17 protein-coding genes and 1 tRNA gene are annotated in these 17839 nt (G+C 57.2%); 7 read left to right on the forward strand and 11 right to left on the reverse strand.

Annotated elements, in window-relative coordinates:
• Positions 1-40: 40 nt before the first annotated feature.
• A complete protein-coding gene (locus DWB63_RS13105) occupies positions 41-1654 on the reverse strand; it encodes an anti-phage dCTP deaminase (RefSeq protein WP_164879892.1) in 1614 nt (537 codons plus the stop codon).
• A 118-nt stretch (positions 1655-1772) separates the two neighbouring features.
• Between DWB63_RS13105 and DWB63_RS13110 the strand changes: the two genes are divergently transcribed.
• The gene (locus tag DWB63_RS13110) at positions 1773-2441 is read left to right on the forward strand and encodes a recombinase family protein (RefSeq protein WP_206613169.1); all 669 of its coding nucleotides are present in this window, start codon (positions 1773-1775) and stop codon (positions 2439-2441) included.
• Between the two features lie 3 nt (positions 2442-2444).
• On the opposite strand, the gene DWB63_RS13115 is transcribed toward DWB63_RS13110, so the two are convergent.
• The 4 genes from DWB63_RS13115 to DWB63_RS13130 form a co-directional block, all read right to left on the reverse strand.
• Positions 2445-3215 carry a hypothetical protein gene (locus DWB63_RS13115; RefSeq protein WP_128329300.1) on the reverse strand — a complete coding sequence of 257 codons (771 nt, stop codon included), beginning with the start codon at positions 3213-3215 and terminating at the stop codon, positions 2445-2447.
• A gap of 5 nt (positions 3216-3220) precedes the next feature.
• Positions 3221-4453, reverse strand: a complete 1233-nt coding sequence (locus DWB63_RS13120; protein WP_128329301.1) for a hypothetical protein — start codon at positions 4451-4453, stop codon at positions 3221-3223.
• Positions 4454-4547: 94 nt separating this feature from the next.
• Entirely contained in the window at positions 4548-4916 is a 369-nt protein-coding gene (locus DWB63_RS13125; RefSeq protein WP_128329302.1) for a DUF2513 domain-containing protein, read from the reverse strand.
• A complete protein-coding gene (locus DWB63_RS13130; RefSeq protein ID WP_206613170.1) occupies positions 4916-5122 on the reverse strand; it encodes a type I restriction-modification system subunit M N-terminal domain-containing protein in 207 nt (68 codons plus the stop codon). The genes DWB63_RS13125 and DWB63_RS13130 overlap by 1 nt, the downstream gene beginning before the upstream one ends.
• A 213-nt stretch (positions 5123-5335) precedes the next feature.
• On the opposite strand from DWB63_RS13130, the gene DWB63_RS13135 reads away from it, so the two are divergent.
• On the forward strand, positions 5336-5983 hold the full coding sequence (locus DWB63_RS13135) for a hypothetical protein (RefSeq protein ID WP_128329303.1): 648 nt from the start codon (positions 5336-5338) through the stop codon (positions 5981-5983).
• Between the two features lie 1026 nt (positions 5984-7009).
• Here DWB63_RS13135 and DWB63_RS13140 read toward each other — a convergent pair.
• The 4 genes from DWB63_RS13140 to DWB63_RS13155 form a co-directional block, all read right to left on the reverse strand.
• Positions 7010-7085, reverse strand: a tRNA-Phe gene (locus DWB63_RS13140).
• A gap of 73 nt (positions 7086-7158) precedes the next feature.
• Positions 7159-8913 (reverse strand): aldehyde ferredoxin oxidoreductase C-terminal domain-containing protein, encoded by a 1755-nt coding sequence (locus DWB63_RS13145; RefSeq protein WP_128329304.1) that lies wholly within the window; start codon positions 8911-8913, stop codon positions 7159-7161.
• Positions 8906-9340: a 4Fe-4S binding protein gene (locus tag DWB63_RS13150; RefSeq protein ID WP_128329305.1), complete on the reverse strand. Its 435-nt coding sequence runs from the start codon at positions 9338-9340 to the stop codon at positions 8906-8908. The genes DWB63_RS13145 and DWB63_RS13150 overlap by 8 nt, the downstream gene beginning before the upstream one ends.
• 33 nt (positions 9341-9373) lie before the next feature.
• Positions 9374-10993, reverse strand: a complete 1620-nt coding sequence (locus DWB63_RS13155; protein ID WP_128329306.1) for a glycosyltransferase family 4 protein — start codon at positions 10991-10993, stop codon at positions 9374-9376.
• Positions 10994-11249: 256 nt separating this feature from the next.
• On the opposite strand from DWB63_RS13155, the gene DWB63_RS13160 reads away from it, so the two are divergent.
• The 5 genes from DWB63_RS13160 to DWB63_RS13180 all read left to right on the forward strand — a co-directional run bounded on the left by DWB63_RS13160 (position 11250) and on the right by DWB63_RS13180 (position 16063).
• Positions 11250-12740, forward strand: coding sequence for a sensor domain-containing diguanylate cyclase (locus tag DWB63_RS13160; protein ID WP_128329307.1), 1491 nt, complete (start codon positions 11250-11252; stop codon positions 12738-12740).
• A gap of 286 nt (positions 12741-13026) precedes the next feature.
• Positions 13027-13263: a hypothetical protein gene (locus DWB63_RS13165; protein ID WP_128329308.1), complete on the forward strand. Its 237-nt coding sequence runs from the start codon at positions 13027-13029 to the stop codon at positions 13261-13263.
• Between the two features lies 1 nt (position 13264).
• Positions 13265-15007, forward strand: coding sequence for a portal protein (locus tag DWB63_RS13170; protein WP_128329309.1), 1743 nt, complete (start codon positions 13265-13267; stop codon positions 15005-15007).
• Positions 15000-15230, forward strand: a complete 231-nt coding sequence (locus DWB63_RS13175) for a hypothetical protein (protein ID WP_128329310.1) — start codon at positions 15000-15002, stop codon at positions 15228-15230. Before DWB63_RS13170 ends, DWB63_RS13175 begins: the two co-directional genes overlap by 8 nt.
• Positions 15227-16063 (forward strand): hypothetical protein, encoded by an 837-nt coding sequence (locus DWB63_RS13180; protein ID WP_128329311.1) that lies wholly within the window; start codon positions 15227-15229, stop codon positions 16061-16063. Before DWB63_RS13175 ends, DWB63_RS13180 begins: the two co-directional genes overlap by 4 nt.
• A gap of 385 nt (positions 16064-16448) precedes the next feature.
• Here the strand turns inward: DWB63_RS13180 and DWB63_RS13185 are convergent, their stop codons facing one another.
• Both DWB63_RS13185 and DWB63_RS13190 read right to left on the reverse strand, forming a co-directional pair.
• Positions 16449-17387, reverse strand: coding sequence for a PA2778 family cysteine peptidase (locus DWB63_RS13185; RefSeq protein ID WP_128329312.1), 939 nt, complete (start codon positions 17385-17387; stop codon positions 16449-16451).
• The gene (locus tag DWB63_RS13190; protein WP_128329313.1) at positions 17374-17802 is read right to left on the reverse strand and encodes a PA2779 family protein; all 429 of its coding nucleotides are present in this window, start codon (positions 17800-17802) and stop codon (positions 17374-17376) included. Before DWB63_RS13190 ends, DWB63_RS13185 begins: the two co-directional genes overlap by 14 nt.
• Positions 17803-17839: the final 37 nt, after the last annotated feature.

Here is a 17839-nt window from a genome sequence, read left to right on the forward strand (position 1 = left end):
GACATATAAAATCTAGTGAAAAAACTAACCCAAATCAAGCTTATTTTTTTGCCGCCATTTGCTCCCCATGATAGGTGGCCACCACTTTTTCAAAGTCGAGTGAGTTAAATAAGAATTTCTGAAGTACAGGTTTTGCCACACTAAGATCGACATCGATTCTCTTGCCGTTTTTCTTTCGGTTCCCAATTTCGAACATATTTACAAATTGTTTCGGGGCGACGCCTTCAAAGGGAATGATACGCAGCTTCGAAATATCTTGTAGTTTGTCTGAAGCATCGATTTCTATCGAATCGCTATGCAGATCAAAGGCCAAACTCTTTTCATAAGGCTCTATGTAATAGACCTTACTAATCCCGGAAGATACAATGTGACGAGCGCAGTGGTGGCATGGAAAAGTAGTACAATATAAAGACCCGCCTCTAAGTGAGACTGTAGACATCCGAGCTGCTGTAGTGATTGCATCCATTTCAGCATGGACAGCTCTGGAAAACTCTATGAGTCCCTCAAGCTGCGGGATGTCAGCAGCCTTTTTGCGAAGCATCTCGACTATGCCATCGACATCCATATTCTCTTTTTTTAAAAGCTCAACAAGGCCATCCACCTTTTTACAAACTTTCATCAACTCGCTTTTAAAAACCCCTTCAATCTCTCCAATTATCTCATTTTTTTTGTCATTACTTTGGCACGTGCCGTTTGCTTTCATTACACAACGGAAATCATCTTCACCATCTTCGGGTCCATACAAACCTCCTCCTCCCCTCGGGACGTCATTCCTCCCGGTCGAAATCAAGTCGCCCTCAGCGCTCAATATAGCTGCACCCACCTGCCTCGACATACAGCCTGATCGCAATGAAGCTGAATGTGCAGCATTCATAGCGTATTCATCCAGTGTAGGCGTTATGTCCCTCTTTCCGAGCATTAGGTTCAGATACCGATCAATAGGATTGTCCAGTGCGCCAGCGTTTCCTTTAGCGTTCCTGATGAAGAAATCTGCGTGTTGAATTGTTTTTACAAGCTTTTGTCCATACTTTAGGCCTTCATTCTTATCCCTCTGAGTAAGAATTACAGCATCTTCCTTGCCAAACCCATCTTCATTTACAAGTCGATTTGTCCTAATTTGCTCGGGACACAACACGCCTACCATATAAAACATGTTGCCATACACTGCCTTCAAAAGTTCGTACTCGGCAGGATGCTTCAAGCTATCGATGAATGTTACGTGGCGTCTGTTGCGTTTATTTTCCTCTTTGGATTCCTTGGTCTCTTCTCGCCTATCGATGGCAATACTGCTGACGATTTTTTGAGCTAGAACATCCGTCCCGTATTCATCTCGAAGTTCATTCCCTAAGTCCTGAAGTGTCTCGATTTTCTTGGCCTTAGCCATGCTGCCGAGATTCTCAATCCTTTTATCTTCAGGGAAAGAGTCAACGATCAGTGTGCTGACCTTTATATATTTTGTGTCGTACTTTTTCCCCGCGAGATTGGCTTCAAACCTTTTCGCGACTACGGATGTCCCACTTCCCAATGCTCCGCAAAAAGCTATAATCAACTCGTCAGTCTGCCTACTATTGATGAGCTCCATCAACGAGCCTGCTTTACTGCTGAGTTTTTCGCCCTTTCTAGCTTGGTCAACCATCTTCTTTGCTTCGGACATAGGAATCTCCATATGGTTTGAAACCTCCATACTTCACATCTTATACAAATAAAAGCTTTGAAAGACTGTTCTGAGATCAAAAACGGAATTTCCTGTGTGGCCGCATGGGTATACCCATGTGTCTAGTAGACATGTCGTGGACAAGAGGGTTGACATCTGGATTTATGTCCATGTAGAGTGGCAACGTCTTAGAATAAAATGTCCACACAGGGAGTCACTCATGATCATCGCCTACGCCCGAGTCAGCACTACCGACCAAGACGCATCCATGCAGGTCGCCGCCATCCGCAAGGAGTACCCGGAAGCCCTCATCCATGAAGAGCAGGCAAGCGCGACGAGTCGGGATGGCAGACCGAGGCTAGAGATGATCATCCAGACCCTCCGTGAAGGCGACTCGCTGGTCGTGTGGAAACTGGATCGACTGGCCCGCAACGTCCTCGACCTGCTTCAGATCGTCGAGGAGTTGGAGACGAAAGGGGCTGGTCTCGTGATCCTCGATCAGAAGATCGACACCAGCACGGCAGCGGGGAAGTGCTTCTTGCAGATGCTGGGAGTGTTCGCCGAGTTCGAGACCAACCTCCGCAGGGAGCGGCAGATGGCCGGGATCGCCAAGGCGAAGTCCGAAGGCAAGTACCGAGGCCGTCCGGCCACTCTCAACAAGGACAAGATCAGCGGGATGCTGGCAGATGGGATGAGCCATGCCGCCATCGCCAAGAAGCTCGGCATCAGCACCAAGAGTGTCCAGCGGGTACGGCGGGAGATTGAAGAAAAGTCAACCGTCGATTAGTACTCAATGCTCATTCTGGGGACATCTCGCCAATCTTGGCGAAGTCTCAATCACTGATAACGACTCGATCAGCATTCGCATGTTACCATTCCCGCCAAAATGGATGGTTGTGCAGGGGAAATGCTGCGGCATCACGCCGTGCAGGTATGCACCCATGAGGCGGAGCCAGTGGTCACGGTCGATCAGCGGCTGGCGGGTAGGCGTCCGCATGCCCGCGTCGCCGGTGAAACCGAGATAGAGAAGAGCGACGGGCAGACCGCAATCGGCGAGCTTCCATGCCGTGGCGATGCGGTTAGAGAGTTGGTAGTGAGTGTCTCGGCTGATGGAGAAGCCGGGGAGGATCTGATTCAGCGCTGAGTTGGCTTCTTCGATACACTGCCCGATGATATGGTGATTCTCCTTGGACTGGTCGCTGGCCTTGGGTGACAGCGGCTTGCCGTTCCAGTCGAGTTCCTGATCGTTGGCCTTGGCCTCCACGAGGAGCAGGCCGGGAGTGCCGTCAATGGTGCAGGTGGACAGGATGTCCCACTGCGGGTTGCGGTATCGGTCCGGCACCCACCATGCGTCGAATCGAGCGAAGTCGAATCGATCCTTGCAGTGCTCGGCGCAAAATCGACGTACGGTCCACTCTTCGCTGTCGGCGTACCCCTGCGGTCGCTGCGTATCGCCCTCAACCACGTGTACCCCATGCTCTCCAAGTATGTTGGACATTACGACAGCGAACCTGCCGGAATCGAGCAGGTCGAGGACGTGTTTGAGGCTTCCGCGCGGCATCGGGGTTATTGCAGTTCGGTTAAGGGGATGAGGCGTACCCCTTCCTCGCTGCATGCCGCCAACACATTTCCGTCTGGGAAAAAGTCGACAGAGTATATCGCCTTCTGGGTGATGTTCGAATAGGCAACGCGTCCATTGACAACATCAAAGAGCACTATGGCCCCTTGTCCTCCTACCGGATACGCTTGAATCGCCATGGCCAGATACCTCCCGTCAGGAGAATAGGTTGCATCCATGATCCCGGCTGCTTCCTCAGAGGTGAACTGCTGCACCTTTCGACCATTGACGAGGTCATAAGTCATCATATCTGCCCCTCGAAGCGCACTGTAGGTGGTCAAGAGATTTCCGTCAGGGGAGAGGGCAATCCCACGCAACTCTTGGGGGGCAGTCCATGAGTACATCGTTTTGCCGCTCGCAGGATCATACAGCCGAATCTCGCCAAAACCTGCCGTTTCCCAGTCCTTGAGCGCTCCAAGGGCAAGAAAGCGTCCATCATGAGAAAACTGGGTCGACACGGCAACGGAATCGACCAGTGTCTGGTCAACAATTGTCTGTCCGCTGGCGAGATCGTAAAGGTGCAACTCGTCATCAGCGAACAGGCCCACCGTGGCATCCAGAAGCCAGATGGTCCCGGTTATATACTCAAACGGTCTGCCCGCGACATTCTTCTTGGTTACTACAGCCAGTCGCTGGCAGTCTGGAGAAAAAAAAGCCACGCAGTCTTCCATGGGACGTTCAAAGAGCAACTTCCCGTCCTCGACATTAATGACCCGGACAGAGGTTTTCGTGGAGTAGGCCAGCATCTTGCCATCCGAGGAATAGGAGACGTGCCGTGGCGAGTCCAGGCTTCCCCATTCGTGGATGGTTTCCCCGGTTTGGAGTGCTCTGATCCGAATGACCTCATCAGTGGAGGTAAGCAAAGCTTTGCCGTCCGGGGAAAAGGCTTGGAAGGTGGTTCCCTTGTCAAGGGCCAGTTGCCAGCCGTTTTCCGGGTTGATGATCATGTCCGTCTTGAAAAGTTGGTGGATTGCCATGTGGCGGCCGTCGCTGGATATCGTTACCCCATAGACTCTTTGATCCTTGAGCAGCGTCTTCTCATTCTTCATCTGCGAATAGAACGCGCAGTTCCCTGTTGGAGCCCCCTCAAGCTCCACAACCGGGTTCTTGAGCTTTCCGGCACAGCCGACACACAGCAAGAGGGCGATAACCGCGCAGGCCAGCACAACATACCGTTTCACGTTCTCAAACACCTTCATTTACAGTTCCTCGCTTCAGCTTCGATATGAGTTTGGTTGGTTCAGTTTTCGTTCGAATACAGAGGATCGGTTCGTGTCATTTCATCAAGTTCGCGACCTGCTGCGACATTAGGTCTGTCAATATCTTCACAGCAACATCCATGGTCACCCCGCCCAGTTTGGCGAATATGCCTTGGGCCTTCTTCCAGCGTTTGCTGTCGCGAGAGGCGTCGAGGAAGTCATGACCGTACCACGTCAGGCGGATAGGCATGGCTGAGGGGCTTGATGACCCCAAATCGGAAATCTCCTCTCCCTCAATCAACCCGGCTTCGACCATCAAGAGAAAATGATAGCCAACCTCTTCTTCTGAGTAACCATCCACCTCAATGTTGTCCGGGGAATAGCCATCAGGATGCTCTTCAAGTTCAAAAAGCAGGCTCCGTACAAGATCCATGTTTCTTTTCATCAGATAAACTCCTCCCACATATCGTTTTTGTCGGTTAAAGCTGCTGAGATGAAGAAGGACTCTTTGGTCGGTTCCAACACGTATTCGAGACGACGAAGAAGCGTGAACGGGAGGATGACAAGGCCATACTGGGACTGCTTGAAGTCGCCCCGAAGGAGGTCGGCAACGGCCCAGATGCTGGCGGCAGTGGCGGAGAAGTTGGTCATGTGAAAGCCCGTGTTGTTTAACGATGCGGAAAGACGATTGAAAATCTGCTCAGTTGTTATCCCGGATCGCCATGACAATCAAGGTGTTGCCATTGAGCTGAAACGCGCGCGAGGATGCTGGTTGAACGCAAATGGCAACAGTGGTAGCAGCAGTCGTCGACATACAAGTTAAGGTGATACCAATCAGGAACTGGAACAAATAAAGAGGGCACGATGGCATCAAATACGAAGCTGAAATGGGAAAAGGACTTGGTCGAGGAGCTCCTTGAGGTTGTGCGGAATGCTGCCCGGGGACAGCTTAAAACAACGGGACCGGAGCCGTATTTGACCAAAACTGATTTGAGAAAGCTCGGTTACTCCTTGGACGAAGTGAAGGCTCTCATCGAGCAAGAGTTCGGCCTGCAGGTCAAGACCGACCCTCGGAGCATGTGGCCTTTCAACGATCACACCATCAAGCTGTCCCCCAACTTCGAGGACGTGTTCCGGTCGATACTGGAGAATGATGAACTGAAGCCGCGAAACGACCAGAAGATCAAGCAGATCATCAAGGATGCTGGCGGCAGGCCATACTACTCCAAGGGGTACGGCGACAAGAATGTCGGAGATGCAGTGGTCCAGCCCAACAAGGATGTAATCGCCACCCAGATCGGCAAATCCTCGAGGACGGTCGAGCGAGAAATCAAGCACATGGTCGATGCCGGGATATTGATCCCGCTCAAGACGGCCCGCAACGAACCCAACCTGTATGTGATTGGCGTTCTCGCGCCCTACGCGGGCAACAACGCCATGGTCCGGCCATTCCTCAACATGACTTCACGTCGGGATGAGATCAGAACGGCGTTGCAGAAGCTGGGATTCTGATCGAGTTCCTGTCCGCCATTTGTCGCACAGTAAGCATCCATTTTGTCGCACAGAATCCTGTTAAACACTCAGAGTCGTATTCTGCGCGACATTCTTCTGCATGATTTATTCGTTATTTCGATATGTTGAGAAAAAGCATAAAGAGTAACCACCCTCTGGGCGTAACATAGAAGCACATCAGTTCGCTGGGTCTGATTCATGTGTTGCCAGATGTTGCAAGGAGGAGGCATGTGGTTGGCGTCCCTGACGGGACAACTCAGCTTCGCTCCGTGGAAGCCTTCGGCTCTCATCTTCCGGACAAGGAAACAAAGGAGACCCAGCGCGCGCAGCGCGGGTGGGATGACGAGAGAGACGAGGCCGCAGGCCGAGACGGTGGAGGCAGACCACAAAGAAGAGACGACTACACGGAGCATACCCAGCTATCGGTAGTTGCTTCCATCTGTGTAGTTCGATGTTCGCTGGCGTCTCTGAATTTTGGTATCGCCTTTTCACAAAGTGCCTCAAGTCGAGCTGCTGTACCACGCCAGACTCCCCCTCCGGGATTTTTCCAGTACGGCGATAGATGCCCTGTCGAGGAAAAATTTTGAGAGGGTCGTTTTCGCGGATGGAGGGTACTCAAGGGGGCTAGGCACAGCCACCGCGAAGAGGCAGAAGTCCTACAGAAGTCGGACGATTTTGTGTGCCCTGCGTTTTTTGAGGAAAAGCGCATGGGCCGTGGCTTCCCTAGGTGCACAAAGAGAGGCTGGCAGACTTCGGACGATCTATGGACGATTTTGGGCGTTTTGTCTTTTTTTTTAGGGTAAACGACTGTCCTGCATGTTGTGCAGGGTGAAAGCGAATGGCGCGACGATCAACTAGAGGGAATCGAAGCGGTTGCGAGGATCGCTGTTTTGTGAGTAGATGAGAGTTACGCCGCACGGCAGCAAGCCGTTAAGGCGGGAGGAAAATCGACGAGAGTTTACCCTATGTTTACCCGCCCACGAAAAAAGGCCTTCATCGTTTCCGATGAAAGCCTTTATTTCCAAGTGGTGCTCGGGGACGGAATTGAACCGCCGACACGGGGATTTTCAGTCCCCTGCTCTACCGACTGAGCTACCCGAGCAACCGGTCGAGAAGTGGGGTTTACCCAAATGGCGGGCGGTTTGCAACCTCTTTTTTTCTGGACAACCTTTTTTTTAGTCGTCTTCCTCAAGCGGGGCACCCATTTCCAGGATGCGCGCTGCATAACCTGTGCGCAGCGCTTCCATGTATTCCGTATCAAGAGGTCCCTTCCAGGTGGTGATCTCCGAGTACCGTTTGGGGATCTTTGCCTGGTCGGGGCGGTAGCCCATCCGGAGCCGCAGCCGCCAGCGCAGTTTTTGTACCCGATGTCCGATGTCGGCGACGGATTCATTGTGGACGCCGTAGCCCACTGACTCCAACGCTTCAGCCAAAAGGTCGTCCTTGTACACGCCGCGAGAGAACAGGCAGCCTACCATGCAGTTGAGCACGATCCGCTCGCGTTCGTCGTTGACAAGGAAATCCAAGGCCTTGGTTACATCCTTGTCTTCGTGCTTCTGGTCGTAGGCATAACCTCCTGAATCCAGATGGGAGTGCCGGAAACCGAGTCCCTCGGAGACGAAGAAAACTTCTCCCGTGGCATAGCCGGCCATTTCCTGGCCGAGTACGCAGGCGAAATCCGCACCGCCGTAGTGTTCTGCGCACTTCAGGGTACCCTGGGCCAGCAGTTTGTAGAAGTCATTGGTGGGCCGTCCCAGGCGTTCCACGGCCTGCATATACGTCTCGGCATCGCCCCAGGTCAGTTTGACCTCGGTCTCCTTTTCACTGATGACGCCCTTTTCCAGGGCCTCGGTGGCCCAGGCCAGGGCCACGCCTGTGGACATGCAGTCCAGCCCTTCCTTTTCGATGACGTCCAGGATGCGCAGGACCTGAGGGGCATCCGTGACCTCCAGCATGCCTCCGCAGGAAAAGATGGGTTCGTAGTCGTACCCGACCTGGCGATAGAGATACTGATTGTTGGTCTGGAACTGTTCGCGGACAAAGCCGACATGGATGCAACCCACAGGACACCCCGCACAGGCCGCGTTCCGCAGCAGGGTGTCGTCTGCAAAGGTCTCGCCGGAAATACCCCCGGCATTCGGGCTGGAGGTCTGTTGCAGGTTCTTCCACGGCAGGCTTTTCAATTCATTGAGCGGGTTGATGTTCACCGCCGTTCCCAGGCCGTGATATTTGGCCATCATTTCGGTGGTGGTGAGTTGTTCGAAGATGTGTTTGTAGAGTTTTGGATAGGCCTTGCCCTCTGGCAGATCAAAGCCCCGGTCACCCAGGATGCAGATGGCCTTCAGGTTCTTGATGCCCATGGCCGTACCGCCGCCCAATCGTCCGAAATGGCGGAAGGTATCCACGTTGATGCAGGCGTATGCCGACAGATTCTCGCCCGCAGGACCGATGCGCAGGATGGATCGGCGGCCCGAGCCGGGGAATATCTTTCTGAGCACGCGACCGGTGTGTATGGCATCGAATCCGCGCATGTATTCCACATCGCGGGTCTCCACCCGCCGGGAACCGACGCACAGGGCCGTCAGCCGTTTTGCCTTTCCGGTCACCACCAGGGCGTCCAGGTTGGCAAACCGCAGGGACAGGGCGGATTTACCGCCAGCGTAACTCTCGGTGTACTGGTTGTGGTAGGGGGACCGGAATGCGCAGCAGGTCTTGCTCATGAGCGGGAAGTAGCCGGTCAAGGGGCCGATGGCGAAGATGACGGGTTGTTCCGGGTCGTCCCAATCGCGGTCAATGAAGCCGAATTTTTCGAACAGCCGGGCCGCAAGGCCTGCGCCGCCGAGGTATTCACCCCGTCCGGGAAGCTCGATGATGTTGGTCTTGCCTGTGGTCAGGTTGACCTCCATGACGCGGAAGAAGTCTCTAATCATCGCTCCCTCCTTCGGTCTGCTCCCGCTTGGGGAGATCCACCAGTTCAAGGCAGTCGTGCGGACAGAACGGCACACATTGTCCGCAGTGGATGCATACATACGGGTTTACCAGGTGGTCCAGAAAGATGGCGTCCACCGGGCAGGCTTCAGCACATTTGCCACAGCGGATGCACAGCTTCTTTTTCTGGATGACGCCGCCGTCGCGCCGCTGGATGAGCGAGCCGGTGGGACATGCTTCGGCGCAGGGGGCCGGTGAGCAGGCCAGACAGACTCGTGCCTCGAAGCCGGTGGACAGGCCGCCCGCCGACGAGATGCGAATGCCCGCCTTGTTCCAGGAGAGAAATTTGTGGACCTGTCTTGCGCAGGCCAGTGAGCATGAGTGGCAGCCTATGCATCGTTCCATGCGTGCTGCTCTAAGAACTTTCATTGCAATGCCTCCAAGGACTCTTGTGCATGGGGACTATTCCACTTTTTGTAAGATATCCTGTTTGAGAGCCCAAAGGATATGATTTTCTATTTTTGGAGTATTTAAGGACGCGATTTCGGAAATCTTGCTTATCAGGGTGTTGGTGTCAACCGGATTACGGGCAAAAAAAGCAAGTTTTTTGATGACGTCCGGGTCGATGGTCCCATGAAGGCCGGTATAGATGTTGGGGTAATCCCTGTCCCGGTAAAACGCCTCGCCTGTTCGACCGATCTTGAGCACGGTCGATCCGGTCAGGGTTTGGCTGGCGTAGTGGCTGAACAGTGCCCCGAATTCAGGAGCCAGGGGGTGGGGGAGGTCCCGCAGTGGTTCGGCCGTTGCCGGTTCTTTCCACAGGGCGTCCCACAGGGAGACGTACTGGTCGATGACCTTGGGCCAGGAAAACCGTTCAAGCACCCGATTGCGTGCGGCGGCACCCATGGCCTGTCGCAGGGTCGGGGAGTGGATCAGTCGCCCGAGAGCCTCGGTCAGGAGCGGGATGTCCACGGCAGTGGTCTGCGCAAGTTGCAGGTGATAGTGGCTGTCAAAATTCAGGGGAGCCATGAGGTCCACTTCGGGGGTGGTAGCCGGTCCTGTTGTCGGCACCAGAAGCCCGGTCACGCCGTCCTCCACGATATCCCGGTAGCCGTCGTAGTCCGATGCCACCACGGGCAGGCCGAAGGCTCCGGCCTCGACCAGGGTGATGCCGAAGGTCTCCTGCGGGTTGTCGGCAATGGACACGAAAATGTCCGCAGACTGGAACAGCAGCAGCTTGTTGGCTTCGTTCGGGCGCAGGTGGATGCTCAGGGAGATGCCGATATTGGCCGCCAGGTTGGTCAGCGTGTCCAGGGTGTGGTTGTCCTTGTCGCTCCAGCCCGCCAGGACCAGTTCCACGCCGCCGGGGTCCATGCCGTCCTGCACCAGCCGGTGCAGTGCGCGGATCAGAGGCACCAGGTCCATTTTTGAATGGTGGGATATCCGTCCGAAGACCAGCACGCGGACCAGGGGGCCCTGATTCGGCTCGCCGGGGCCATAGGCTTCCGTGTCCACGGCCAGGGGGATGTGCGCCAGCCCTGGCGCCGGGTGCGTCTCCTCAGACAGGGCAAACCCGTTGCGCAGGAGACGGAAGTAGGTGTCCACAACCTGCCTGCCTGCTGTGGAGGTGCAGACAATGGCGTCCCTACGGGTGGTTCCAGGCCACAGGTGTTGCAGAAAGGCCTGGGGGTAATTGGCATAGCTCAGGGAATGGATGAGGCCGGTGACCGGAAAGATCCGTTCGCTGTAGCGGTTGCGCATGCGGGCCAGGTAGGGCTGGCTGGTGATGCAGTCGGACAGGTGGAAGCAATGGTAGCTGCCGGCGGCCAGCATCCGGGGCAACTCCGCGCGCTGCATGAGTTTGATCCGTCCCGCCTCAAGCATTGCCAAAGCGGTCTTTTCCAGATGGCGTTGCAATGGGGCGAGCGCACTGTTTCCGGGAAGAAAGAAATGATATTCGCTGAAGGGGTCCGCTTGAAGCAGGGAGTCCAGGAACCTTACATTCGCCACGGTGCGCCCCAGAATCGGGCCGCCTTCGAAAAAGGGGTCCAGGGTTCCCCATATGCGTTGTTTTTTCGGCATACTTAGGTCCAAACGTTTCTTTGAGGTTTTGTCAATGGGCAGCCGGGCCAAGACCGGCAGTCTTTGCCTACCCCGGAACCGGCGTGCGTCACAGCTCATTTTTTTTCATATTGAATATCAAACGAATAGACGGTGGTAACGGCCGTGTTCGCGGGGTTTTCATCGCAGGAAGATCCTTTGGCCCTGTTTTTGCTCAACTCCCTGTGCGGGCGTGAAGCCCGTCAATGATTTGACGCTTAAGGAGTATGGTGGAGACATGCCAAGACAGACCATCAAGCGGGGCAGGCGGCCTGAGCTCATGTGGGGGCTCGGGTTGGACGATGCGCTCAGGCAGCAGATAGAAGAGGGTGTGGGGCCCGGTTTTCACATTCGGAATTTTCCTGCCGGTGCATTGCCTGTGACCAAGGAACTGGAGCAGGACGAGAAGCCTTCAGCCGCCTGGATTCCCTGGTCGGTATGGAAGGACTTTCCAGAGTACCGGAAGGAAGAATACCGCAATCAGGACGATACCCAGCGCATCCTGATCCAGGACAAGGACGATATGCCCCTTGAAATGGACCGGGTTCTTGCCGAAGGTTTCCTGACCGTGGTGCATACGCCGCTCACCAAGCCCAAGATCCAGGACGTCCTGTTCAGGGCCAAGGAACTGACGAGCATGTATTCGGACATCTACCGGATGACCGAGGAGATCATGCTCGAGCGCGAACTGCTGGCCCGCAAGAGCGATCAACTCCTGTTCTTGAACAAGGTGCTGGCGTCGGCCACCGAAAGCCTGGATGCGTCCACCATCCTGGCCAATGCCAAGAGCACGCTCGGCCTGGTGCTTCCCATCAAGATGCTGCATGCGGCATTCTGGAGTCTCCAGAGCGAGTCCGGCGATGTGGAAATATTTCTCAACGGCAAGATGACCCCGGAAACCGAATCCGCCTGGATCGAGCATGTCATGGTCTCTGCCAGTTCCATGGGTTCCGGTCCGTTCGGCGGATTTCAGGTCGAGTACACGGATTCCGTGCGCAGGCCGGAATATTCCCTGACGCCCGACAAGGGCAAGCTGGTGACCATGCCGCTTACGGCCGGTGCCGAGACTTTCGGCTGTCTGGTCCTGCTTTGCGAATCCGGCTATCGGTTGGGCAAGGATCAGGTGGAAACCTTCCGCTCTGCGGTCAACCACATCGGGTTGGCCCTGCGCAATGCCCAGGCCTTCAAGGAGGTCAAGCTGCGCGCCGATCGCGATGCCCTGACCCGTATCTACAACCGTCACTCCTTTGATGAGCGGCTGGTCTACGAGATCAAGCGCCGCCGCCGCTACCGCCATGACCTTTCCCTGCTCATGCTGGATCTTGATCACTTCAAGTCCGTGAACGACACATACGGCCACAAGGCCGGGGACATGGTGCTGCGCAAGGTCGGCGACATCCTGACCAACACGTTCCGCACCACGGACCTGCCCGCCCGCTACGGCGGCGAAGAGTTTGTCGTGCTCCTCCCGCACACCACCGAGGAGGCGGCCTGGAAGCTGGCTGAAAGGGTCCGCACGGTCGTGGAGGAATGCAGTTTCGATTTTGACGGACAGAAGTTTGCCGTTACCGCGTCCATCGGCGTGGCCACCGTGGAAGGAGGTTCGCTGACCTCCGATGACGAACTCATCGTCAAGGCGGACAAGGCCTTGTACCAGGCCAAGAACAACGGCCGGAACATGGTCGTGGTTTCCGGTCAGAAGACCGCTGCCCAAAGGGCCATGCAATAACAAAAGACAGGCGATGAACCGCCCTGTCCGGCTTTGGCCGGGCAGGGCGGTTTTTTTATGTCCGATTTTCCGTCCGTACCCCTGCCGGGCAATGCTTTCACCGTACCCCTGTCAAGTTGATTTTTTATACCTCTCGGCTGCTTTTTCTATACATTCGCCGACATCTCCGGGGTTTGTAAAAAACCGGGTCTACACTCCTGCCAAACACTTTAACAGGAGGATTTTGACTATGGGAGGAAGCGCATCGTTAATTACAACCGTTTTCGGCTCCGTGCTGAGTTCGGCAATGGGGAAATCGAAACCGGACAGGTCCGACGCCCTGGAAGAAGAGCGCAAGGCCCGAGCGGAGGAAAAGCTCCGGGAGGAGGCCGAGGAACGCCGTCGGGACAGGGAAAAGGTTCTGGAGTCACGCAAGCTGGAGGAAAAAAGCCGTCAGGAAGGCACACTCTCCGGGAGTGCGGCCTCATTGGTGGACGGCCCCGAGGTCAGCTCTATGGCCTTGAAACGAAAGCTGGGAGAGTAAGATGGACAGGACAGAACTTGCCCGCTCCCTGCTCACCCGGTTCAAGGGGCTGGAGGAAACGCGTCAGCCGTGGGTCGGTTCGTGGCAGGAGCTGACGGAGTACATGCTGCCCCGCAAGAACAGCTTCACAGCGCCCGGACCGGGCATGACCATGCGTGGTCGTACCGGGGACGAGCGCATCTTCGATTCCACGCCCATGCATGCGCTGGAGTTGTTGGCCTCGTCCCTGGGCGGATTGCTGACCAATTCGGCCTTGCCGTGGTTCGACATCTCGGTGAAGGACCGCCGGCTCGGAGACGCCACGGCCGTGCGCGACTTCCTGCAGGCGGCCCGCGAACGCATGGTGGCGGTCTTCAATTCCGAAGACACCGGCTTCCAGGCCCATGTCCACGAACTGTATCTGGATGTGGCCCTGCTCGGCACGGCGGTCATGTATGTGGAGTCCGACAACCAGACCGTGGTCCGCTTCACCACCCGTCCCCTGGGCGAGGTGTATGTGGCCGAATCCGTGCGCGGTCAGGTGGACACCGTGTACCGCAAGTACGAGATCCCGGCCCGTCAGGCCGCCCTGGAATGGGGCGGGGCCTGTTCGGACGAGATCAGGCGCATGGCCGAGGACCGGCCCGAGGAAAAGGTGGAGATCCTGCATGCGGTCTTCCCTCGCACCGACCGGGACCCGCGCGGTCTGGGCGTGATCAACTTCCCGTATGCCAGCGTGTACTTGGAGATCAGGAACAGCCACATAGTGGAGGAGAGCGGCTACCTGGAAATGCCGTACATGGTCCCGCGCTGGGCCAAGGCCGCAGGCGAGATATACGGGCGGGGACCGGGCCAGACCGCCCTGTCCGACACCCGCGTGCTCAACGCCATGGCCCGCACCGCGCTCATGGCCGCAGAAAAGATGTCGGACCCGCCGCTCATGGTGCCGGACGACGGTTTTCTCGGTCCGGTGCGTTCCGGTCCGGGCGGGCTGTCGTACTACCGGGCCGGCTCTTCGGACCGCATCGAACCCCTGCCCGTGAACGTTGATCTGCGTGCCACCGAGGACATGATGACCCAGCGTCGCGAGTCCATCCGGCGCATCTTTCTGGGTGATCAGCTCTCCCAGGAAGGCCCGGCGGTCACGGCCACCGAGGCGGTCATCCGCCAATCCGAGAAGATGCGCGTGCTCGGCCCGGTCCTGGGCAGACTCCAGACCGAATTCCTGAGTCCGCTCATCAAGCGGGTCTTCCGCATCATGCTGCGCATGGGCGAATTGCCCACTTTCCCCGAAGGGTTGAATCCCGAAGACCTGGAGGTGCGCTACACCTCGCCCGTGGCCCGCGCCCAGAAGCAGTACGAGGCCCAGGGGCTGGCCCAGGTCATGGAGTACCTCTCGCCCCTGGTGGGCGCGCAGGACGCCTTCGGCATCATGGACAACTTCGACACCGACCGCATGGCCCGGCATGTGGCCGAGCTGTTTCACATCCCGTCCGACTATCTCAAGGCCGAGGATATGGTGTCCGAGTCCCGGGACCAGAGACAACAGGCAGCGGGCAGTGCGCAGACCGCATCCACGGTGGCCAACATGGCGGCCATCGCCAAGACCCTGTCCGAGGCCTACACGGATCGGCCCAACGTGCTGACCGAGCTGTGGGCCATGCTCTCCGGCACCCTTGCCGGAGCGGCGCTCGACACGCTCGAACCCTCCTCGCAGGAAACAATCAAACCCGAACAATCAGACAGGGAGGAGCCCCATGCCTGAAACAAGTCCATTCGAACTGCACCGGGCCTACAAGCGGCTCTTTGATTCCGCCGACGGGCACACCGTCATGGACGATCTGGAAAAACGCGGCTGCTTCATGAGGTCCACCTTTTCCACGGACGCGGGCCGCACCGAGTTCAACGAAGGCCGCAGGTCATTGGTCCTGCACATGAAACACATGCTTACCGAAGACAACTTCATCGAAAAGGAGAACAACCGATGATCAGCGATACCAACAAGAAATGGCAGATGACCCTGCCCGAGGACTGGACCGTCAGGCAGATGGATGAAAACGGCGTCGAGACCGAGATTCCCCTGCGCGACCATCCGTCGCTGGAAAAGTACGCCACCAAGGACGAGGCCGTGAAGGCCCTGGTCCACGCCCAGCGCATGCTCGGCAAGAGCCCCGACGGATACATCCGCCTGCCGGGCGATGAGGACGGTCCCGAGGCGTTGGCCGCCTTCCATGCCGCCCTTGGCAGGCCCGAGGGGCCGGACGGCTATGAACTGCCGGGCATGGACCTGCCCGACGGGTTCGAGGTCCGGGAGGAATTGATCGACGGCCTCAGGCAGAAGGCGCACGAGCTGGGTCTGAACCCGAAGCAGGTGTCCGGCCTGTACGAGTGGTTCATGCCCATGGTTCTGGACGCCCATCACGGCCTGGAATCCGAGGCGTCCAAACTGTGCGAATCCGAGCTGGAATCCTTGCGTTCCGTGCATCGCGGCGACACCCCGGCCCTGCTCGACTCCGCCCTGCGCGCCGCCGAGGCCCTTGGCGGCGAGGATCTGCTGGTCGCCCTGGACAAGACCGGGGCAGGCAATCGGGCCGCAGTCATCAGCGCCTTCGCCAAGATCGCGCCCCTGGTTCTCGAAGGCGGCCTGCGCGGTTCGGCCAGGGGGTGGGGCGAGGACCTGACCATCGAGCGGCTGCGCGAGATGATGCAGGACCCGCGCTACAAGGACCCGACCAAGCGCGACGACACGTTCGTGAAAAAGGTCAACCAGGGCTTCGAGTTGCTCTATCCCGGAGACTACATGCCCGGAAGTCGTATCTGATCGGCTTTCGACTCTACCACCGGGCCGGAGGCAGCATGCCTCCGGCCCGCAACATAAGGAAACACATATGAATTCACTGTTGAACACGGACGCATTTACCCGTATTGCGGCAAACAGGGACACCGGAGAACCCCGGCGCAGATGGAAAGAACACCGCTTGTCTCTGGATGGGGACATCCCCCTTTGCCCCCCCCATTCGGTTGAAAGGGGGGCAATGTTTATGCCGCGTTCATGACCACCACTCCGGGCGTAAGTTCGTTCGTCAGGATGGTGGCGGCAAGGGTGTTGTGTCTGACAGGGGTGACCGTCGCAGGCCTTGCCGTGCTGATTCGCGCACGTCATGAGGGGAGCTAGGCAGTTTTGAAGGCTTCGCGGGCTTGTCCGGCTACTTGATTTCAGAGAGTGTTTTTCGGAACGCGTCCAGATGCGGCCCGCCGCAGGCCACGGCCTTTTTGGCTGCTGCCAGAGCTTTTTCGCGTTGCCCCATCTCCGCCAGGACCTGGGCCAGATTGTTGAAGGCTATGCCGTTGTCGGGACGAAGCATTGTGGCGCGTTGAAACGCGGCAGCCGCATCGGGTCTGCTGCCCAGGGCATACCTGGCATTGCCCAACCCGATCCAGGCGTCATAGTTTTCCGGCCATCTTTCCACGGCGGCGGCATAGGCCGGAGCCGCCGACTCCGGGACCTGTGCGCGTTCAAGCCCCACGGAGGCTTCGAGCCACGCCTTTTCCTTGACCGTCACCGGCATCCGTGACGGCGGCAGCACCAAAAGCCCCCAGAAGTCGCTCGACCCCCAGGTGTTTTCAAAGACGCGATACGGCGAGACCTTGGTTTCGGTGACCCCGGACCGGAGGAAGACCTGTCCGGCGGGTTGGTCGTACCCGATGACCATCGCATAGTGCCACACCGGATACCAGGATAACCCCAGGTTTTGCAGGACGATCACCGGATTGCCTCCGGCCACTTCGGCAATGAGCTGTTCCGCACCCGTGATGGGATAGGCTATGCGGCCATGACGCCGGGCAGCAGTGATCATGTCCGGTTGCAGGCTCCCTTTGCGTGCAGGGGTGTAGACTTCGTCCACCAGCGCACCGGGTTGCATGGGCAGGCCGCTCCAGGTGAGGGCCATGGCCAAGGCCGCAGGGCCGCACTGATACTCTTCCTGAGGATAGAAAGGGACATCCTCGACCACGAATTGCGGATTCCCTGCCGGGGGCGGGGGCATCACGCCCCCGTACAGGCTGCAGCCCGAACCCGTGGCAAGGAGCAACAGGAGGAGAACGGCGGCCGCTGTCCGGCCGCCGCTCCTTTTAATTCCGTGCATGGGGCTGATACCTTGTCACGAACGGATAGACGTCCGTCCATCCGGCAATGTCCGTGACCAGCAGCACCACAAAGACAAAAAGTGCAGCTCCGATGATCACGCCGAATGCGCCGCTGCCAGCGGGCATGTCCGCCACCTGGTCCGCGATCTGCGCTACTTCGGCATCGGACAGGGCGTCAACACGCTTTTCCACTTCGGCAACGTCAACGCCCTGGTCGGCCAGGACCTGCCGGACTTCGGCCCGCTGCAGGTGCGTTTTGATCAGGGCGCGGTTTTCGGCACTCCGGCTCACGGCCATGGAGGCTTCCGTGGAGATCATCTTCGCTTGGGCGACCGAGACGGAAACATTCAGGAGGAACAGGGAAAAAACCATGAACAGACATACAAAACGGGTAAATTTGGGATAAGTTTTCATGTTGGCGATCCTTTGGTTTTATGATCCAGGGTAATCC

It is taken from the genome of Pseudodesulfovibrio sp. S3 (assembly GCF_004025585.1).
Lineage (GTDB): Bacteria > Desulfobacterota > Desulfovibrionia > Desulfovibrionales > Desulfovibrionaceae > Pseudodesulfovibrio.

What these genes read in the sequence shown, in the direction of transcription:
- DWB63_RS13155 (WP_128329306.1), bottom strand. Translation starts at nt 10,993, where the DNA reads ATGCCGAAAAAACAACGCATATGGGGAACCCTGGACCCCTTTTTCGAA.
- DWB63_RS13185 (WP_128329312.1), bottom strand. Translation starts at nt 17,387, where the DNA reads ATGCACGGAATTAAAAGGAGCGGCGGCCGGACAGCGGCCGCCGTTCTC.
- DWB63_RS13190 (WP_128329313.1), bottom strand. Translation starts at nt 17,802, where the DNA reads ATGAAAACTTATCCCAAATTTACCCGTTTTGTATGTCTGTTCATGGTT.
- DWB63_RS13125 (WP_128329302.1), bottom strand. Translation starts at nt 4,916, where the DNA reads ATGAAAAGAAACATGGATCTTGTACGGAGCCTGCTTTTTGAACTTGAA.
- DWB63_RS13135 (WP_128329303.1), top strand. Translation starts at nt 5,336, where the DNA reads ATGGCATCAAATACGAAGCTGAAATGGGAAAAGGACTTGGTCGAGGAG.
- DWB63_RS13180 (WP_128329311.1), top strand. Translation starts at nt 15,227, where the DNA reads ATGATCAGCGATACCAACAAGAAATGGCAGATGACCCTGCCCGAGGAC.
- DWB63_RS13105 (WP_164879892.1), bottom strand. Translation starts at nt 1,654, where the DNA reads ATGTCCGAAGCAAAGAAGATGGTTGACCAAGCTAGAAAGGGCGAAAAA.
- DWB63_RS13160 (WP_128329307.1), top strand. Translation starts at nt 11,250, where the DNA reads ATGCCAAGACAGACCATCAAGCGGGGCAGGCGGCCTGAGCTCATGTGG.
- DWB63_RS13115 (WP_128329300.1), bottom strand. Translation starts at nt 3,215, where the DNA reads ATGCCGCGCGGAAGCCTCAAACACGTCCTCGACCTGCTCGATTCCGGC.
- DWB63_RS13130 (WP_206613170.1), bottom strand. Translation starts at nt 5,122, where the DNA reads ATGACCAACTTCTCCGCCACTGCCGCCAGCATCTGGGCCGTTGCCGAC.
- DWB63_RS13175 (WP_128329310.1), top strand. Translation starts at nt 15,000, where the DNA reads ATGCCTGAAACAAGTCCATTCGAACTGCACCGGGCCTACAAGCGGCTC.
- DWB63_RS13165 (WP_128329308.1), top strand. Translation starts at nt 13,027, where the DNA reads ATGGGGAAATCGAAACCGGACAGGTCCGACGCCCTGGAAGAAGAGCGC.
- DWB63_RS13170 (WP_128329309.1), top strand. Translation starts at nt 13,265, where the DNA reads ATGGACAGGACAGAACTTGCCCGCTCCCTGCTCACCCGGTTCAAGGGG.
- DWB63_RS13145 (WP_128329304.1), bottom strand. Translation starts at nt 8,913, where the DNA reads ATGATTAGAGACTTCTTCCGCGTCATGGAGGTCAACCTGACCACAGGC.
- DWB63_RS13150 (WP_128329305.1), bottom strand. Translation starts at nt 9,340, where the DNA reads ATGAAAGTTCTTAGAGCAGCACGCATGGAACGATGCATAGGCTGCCAC.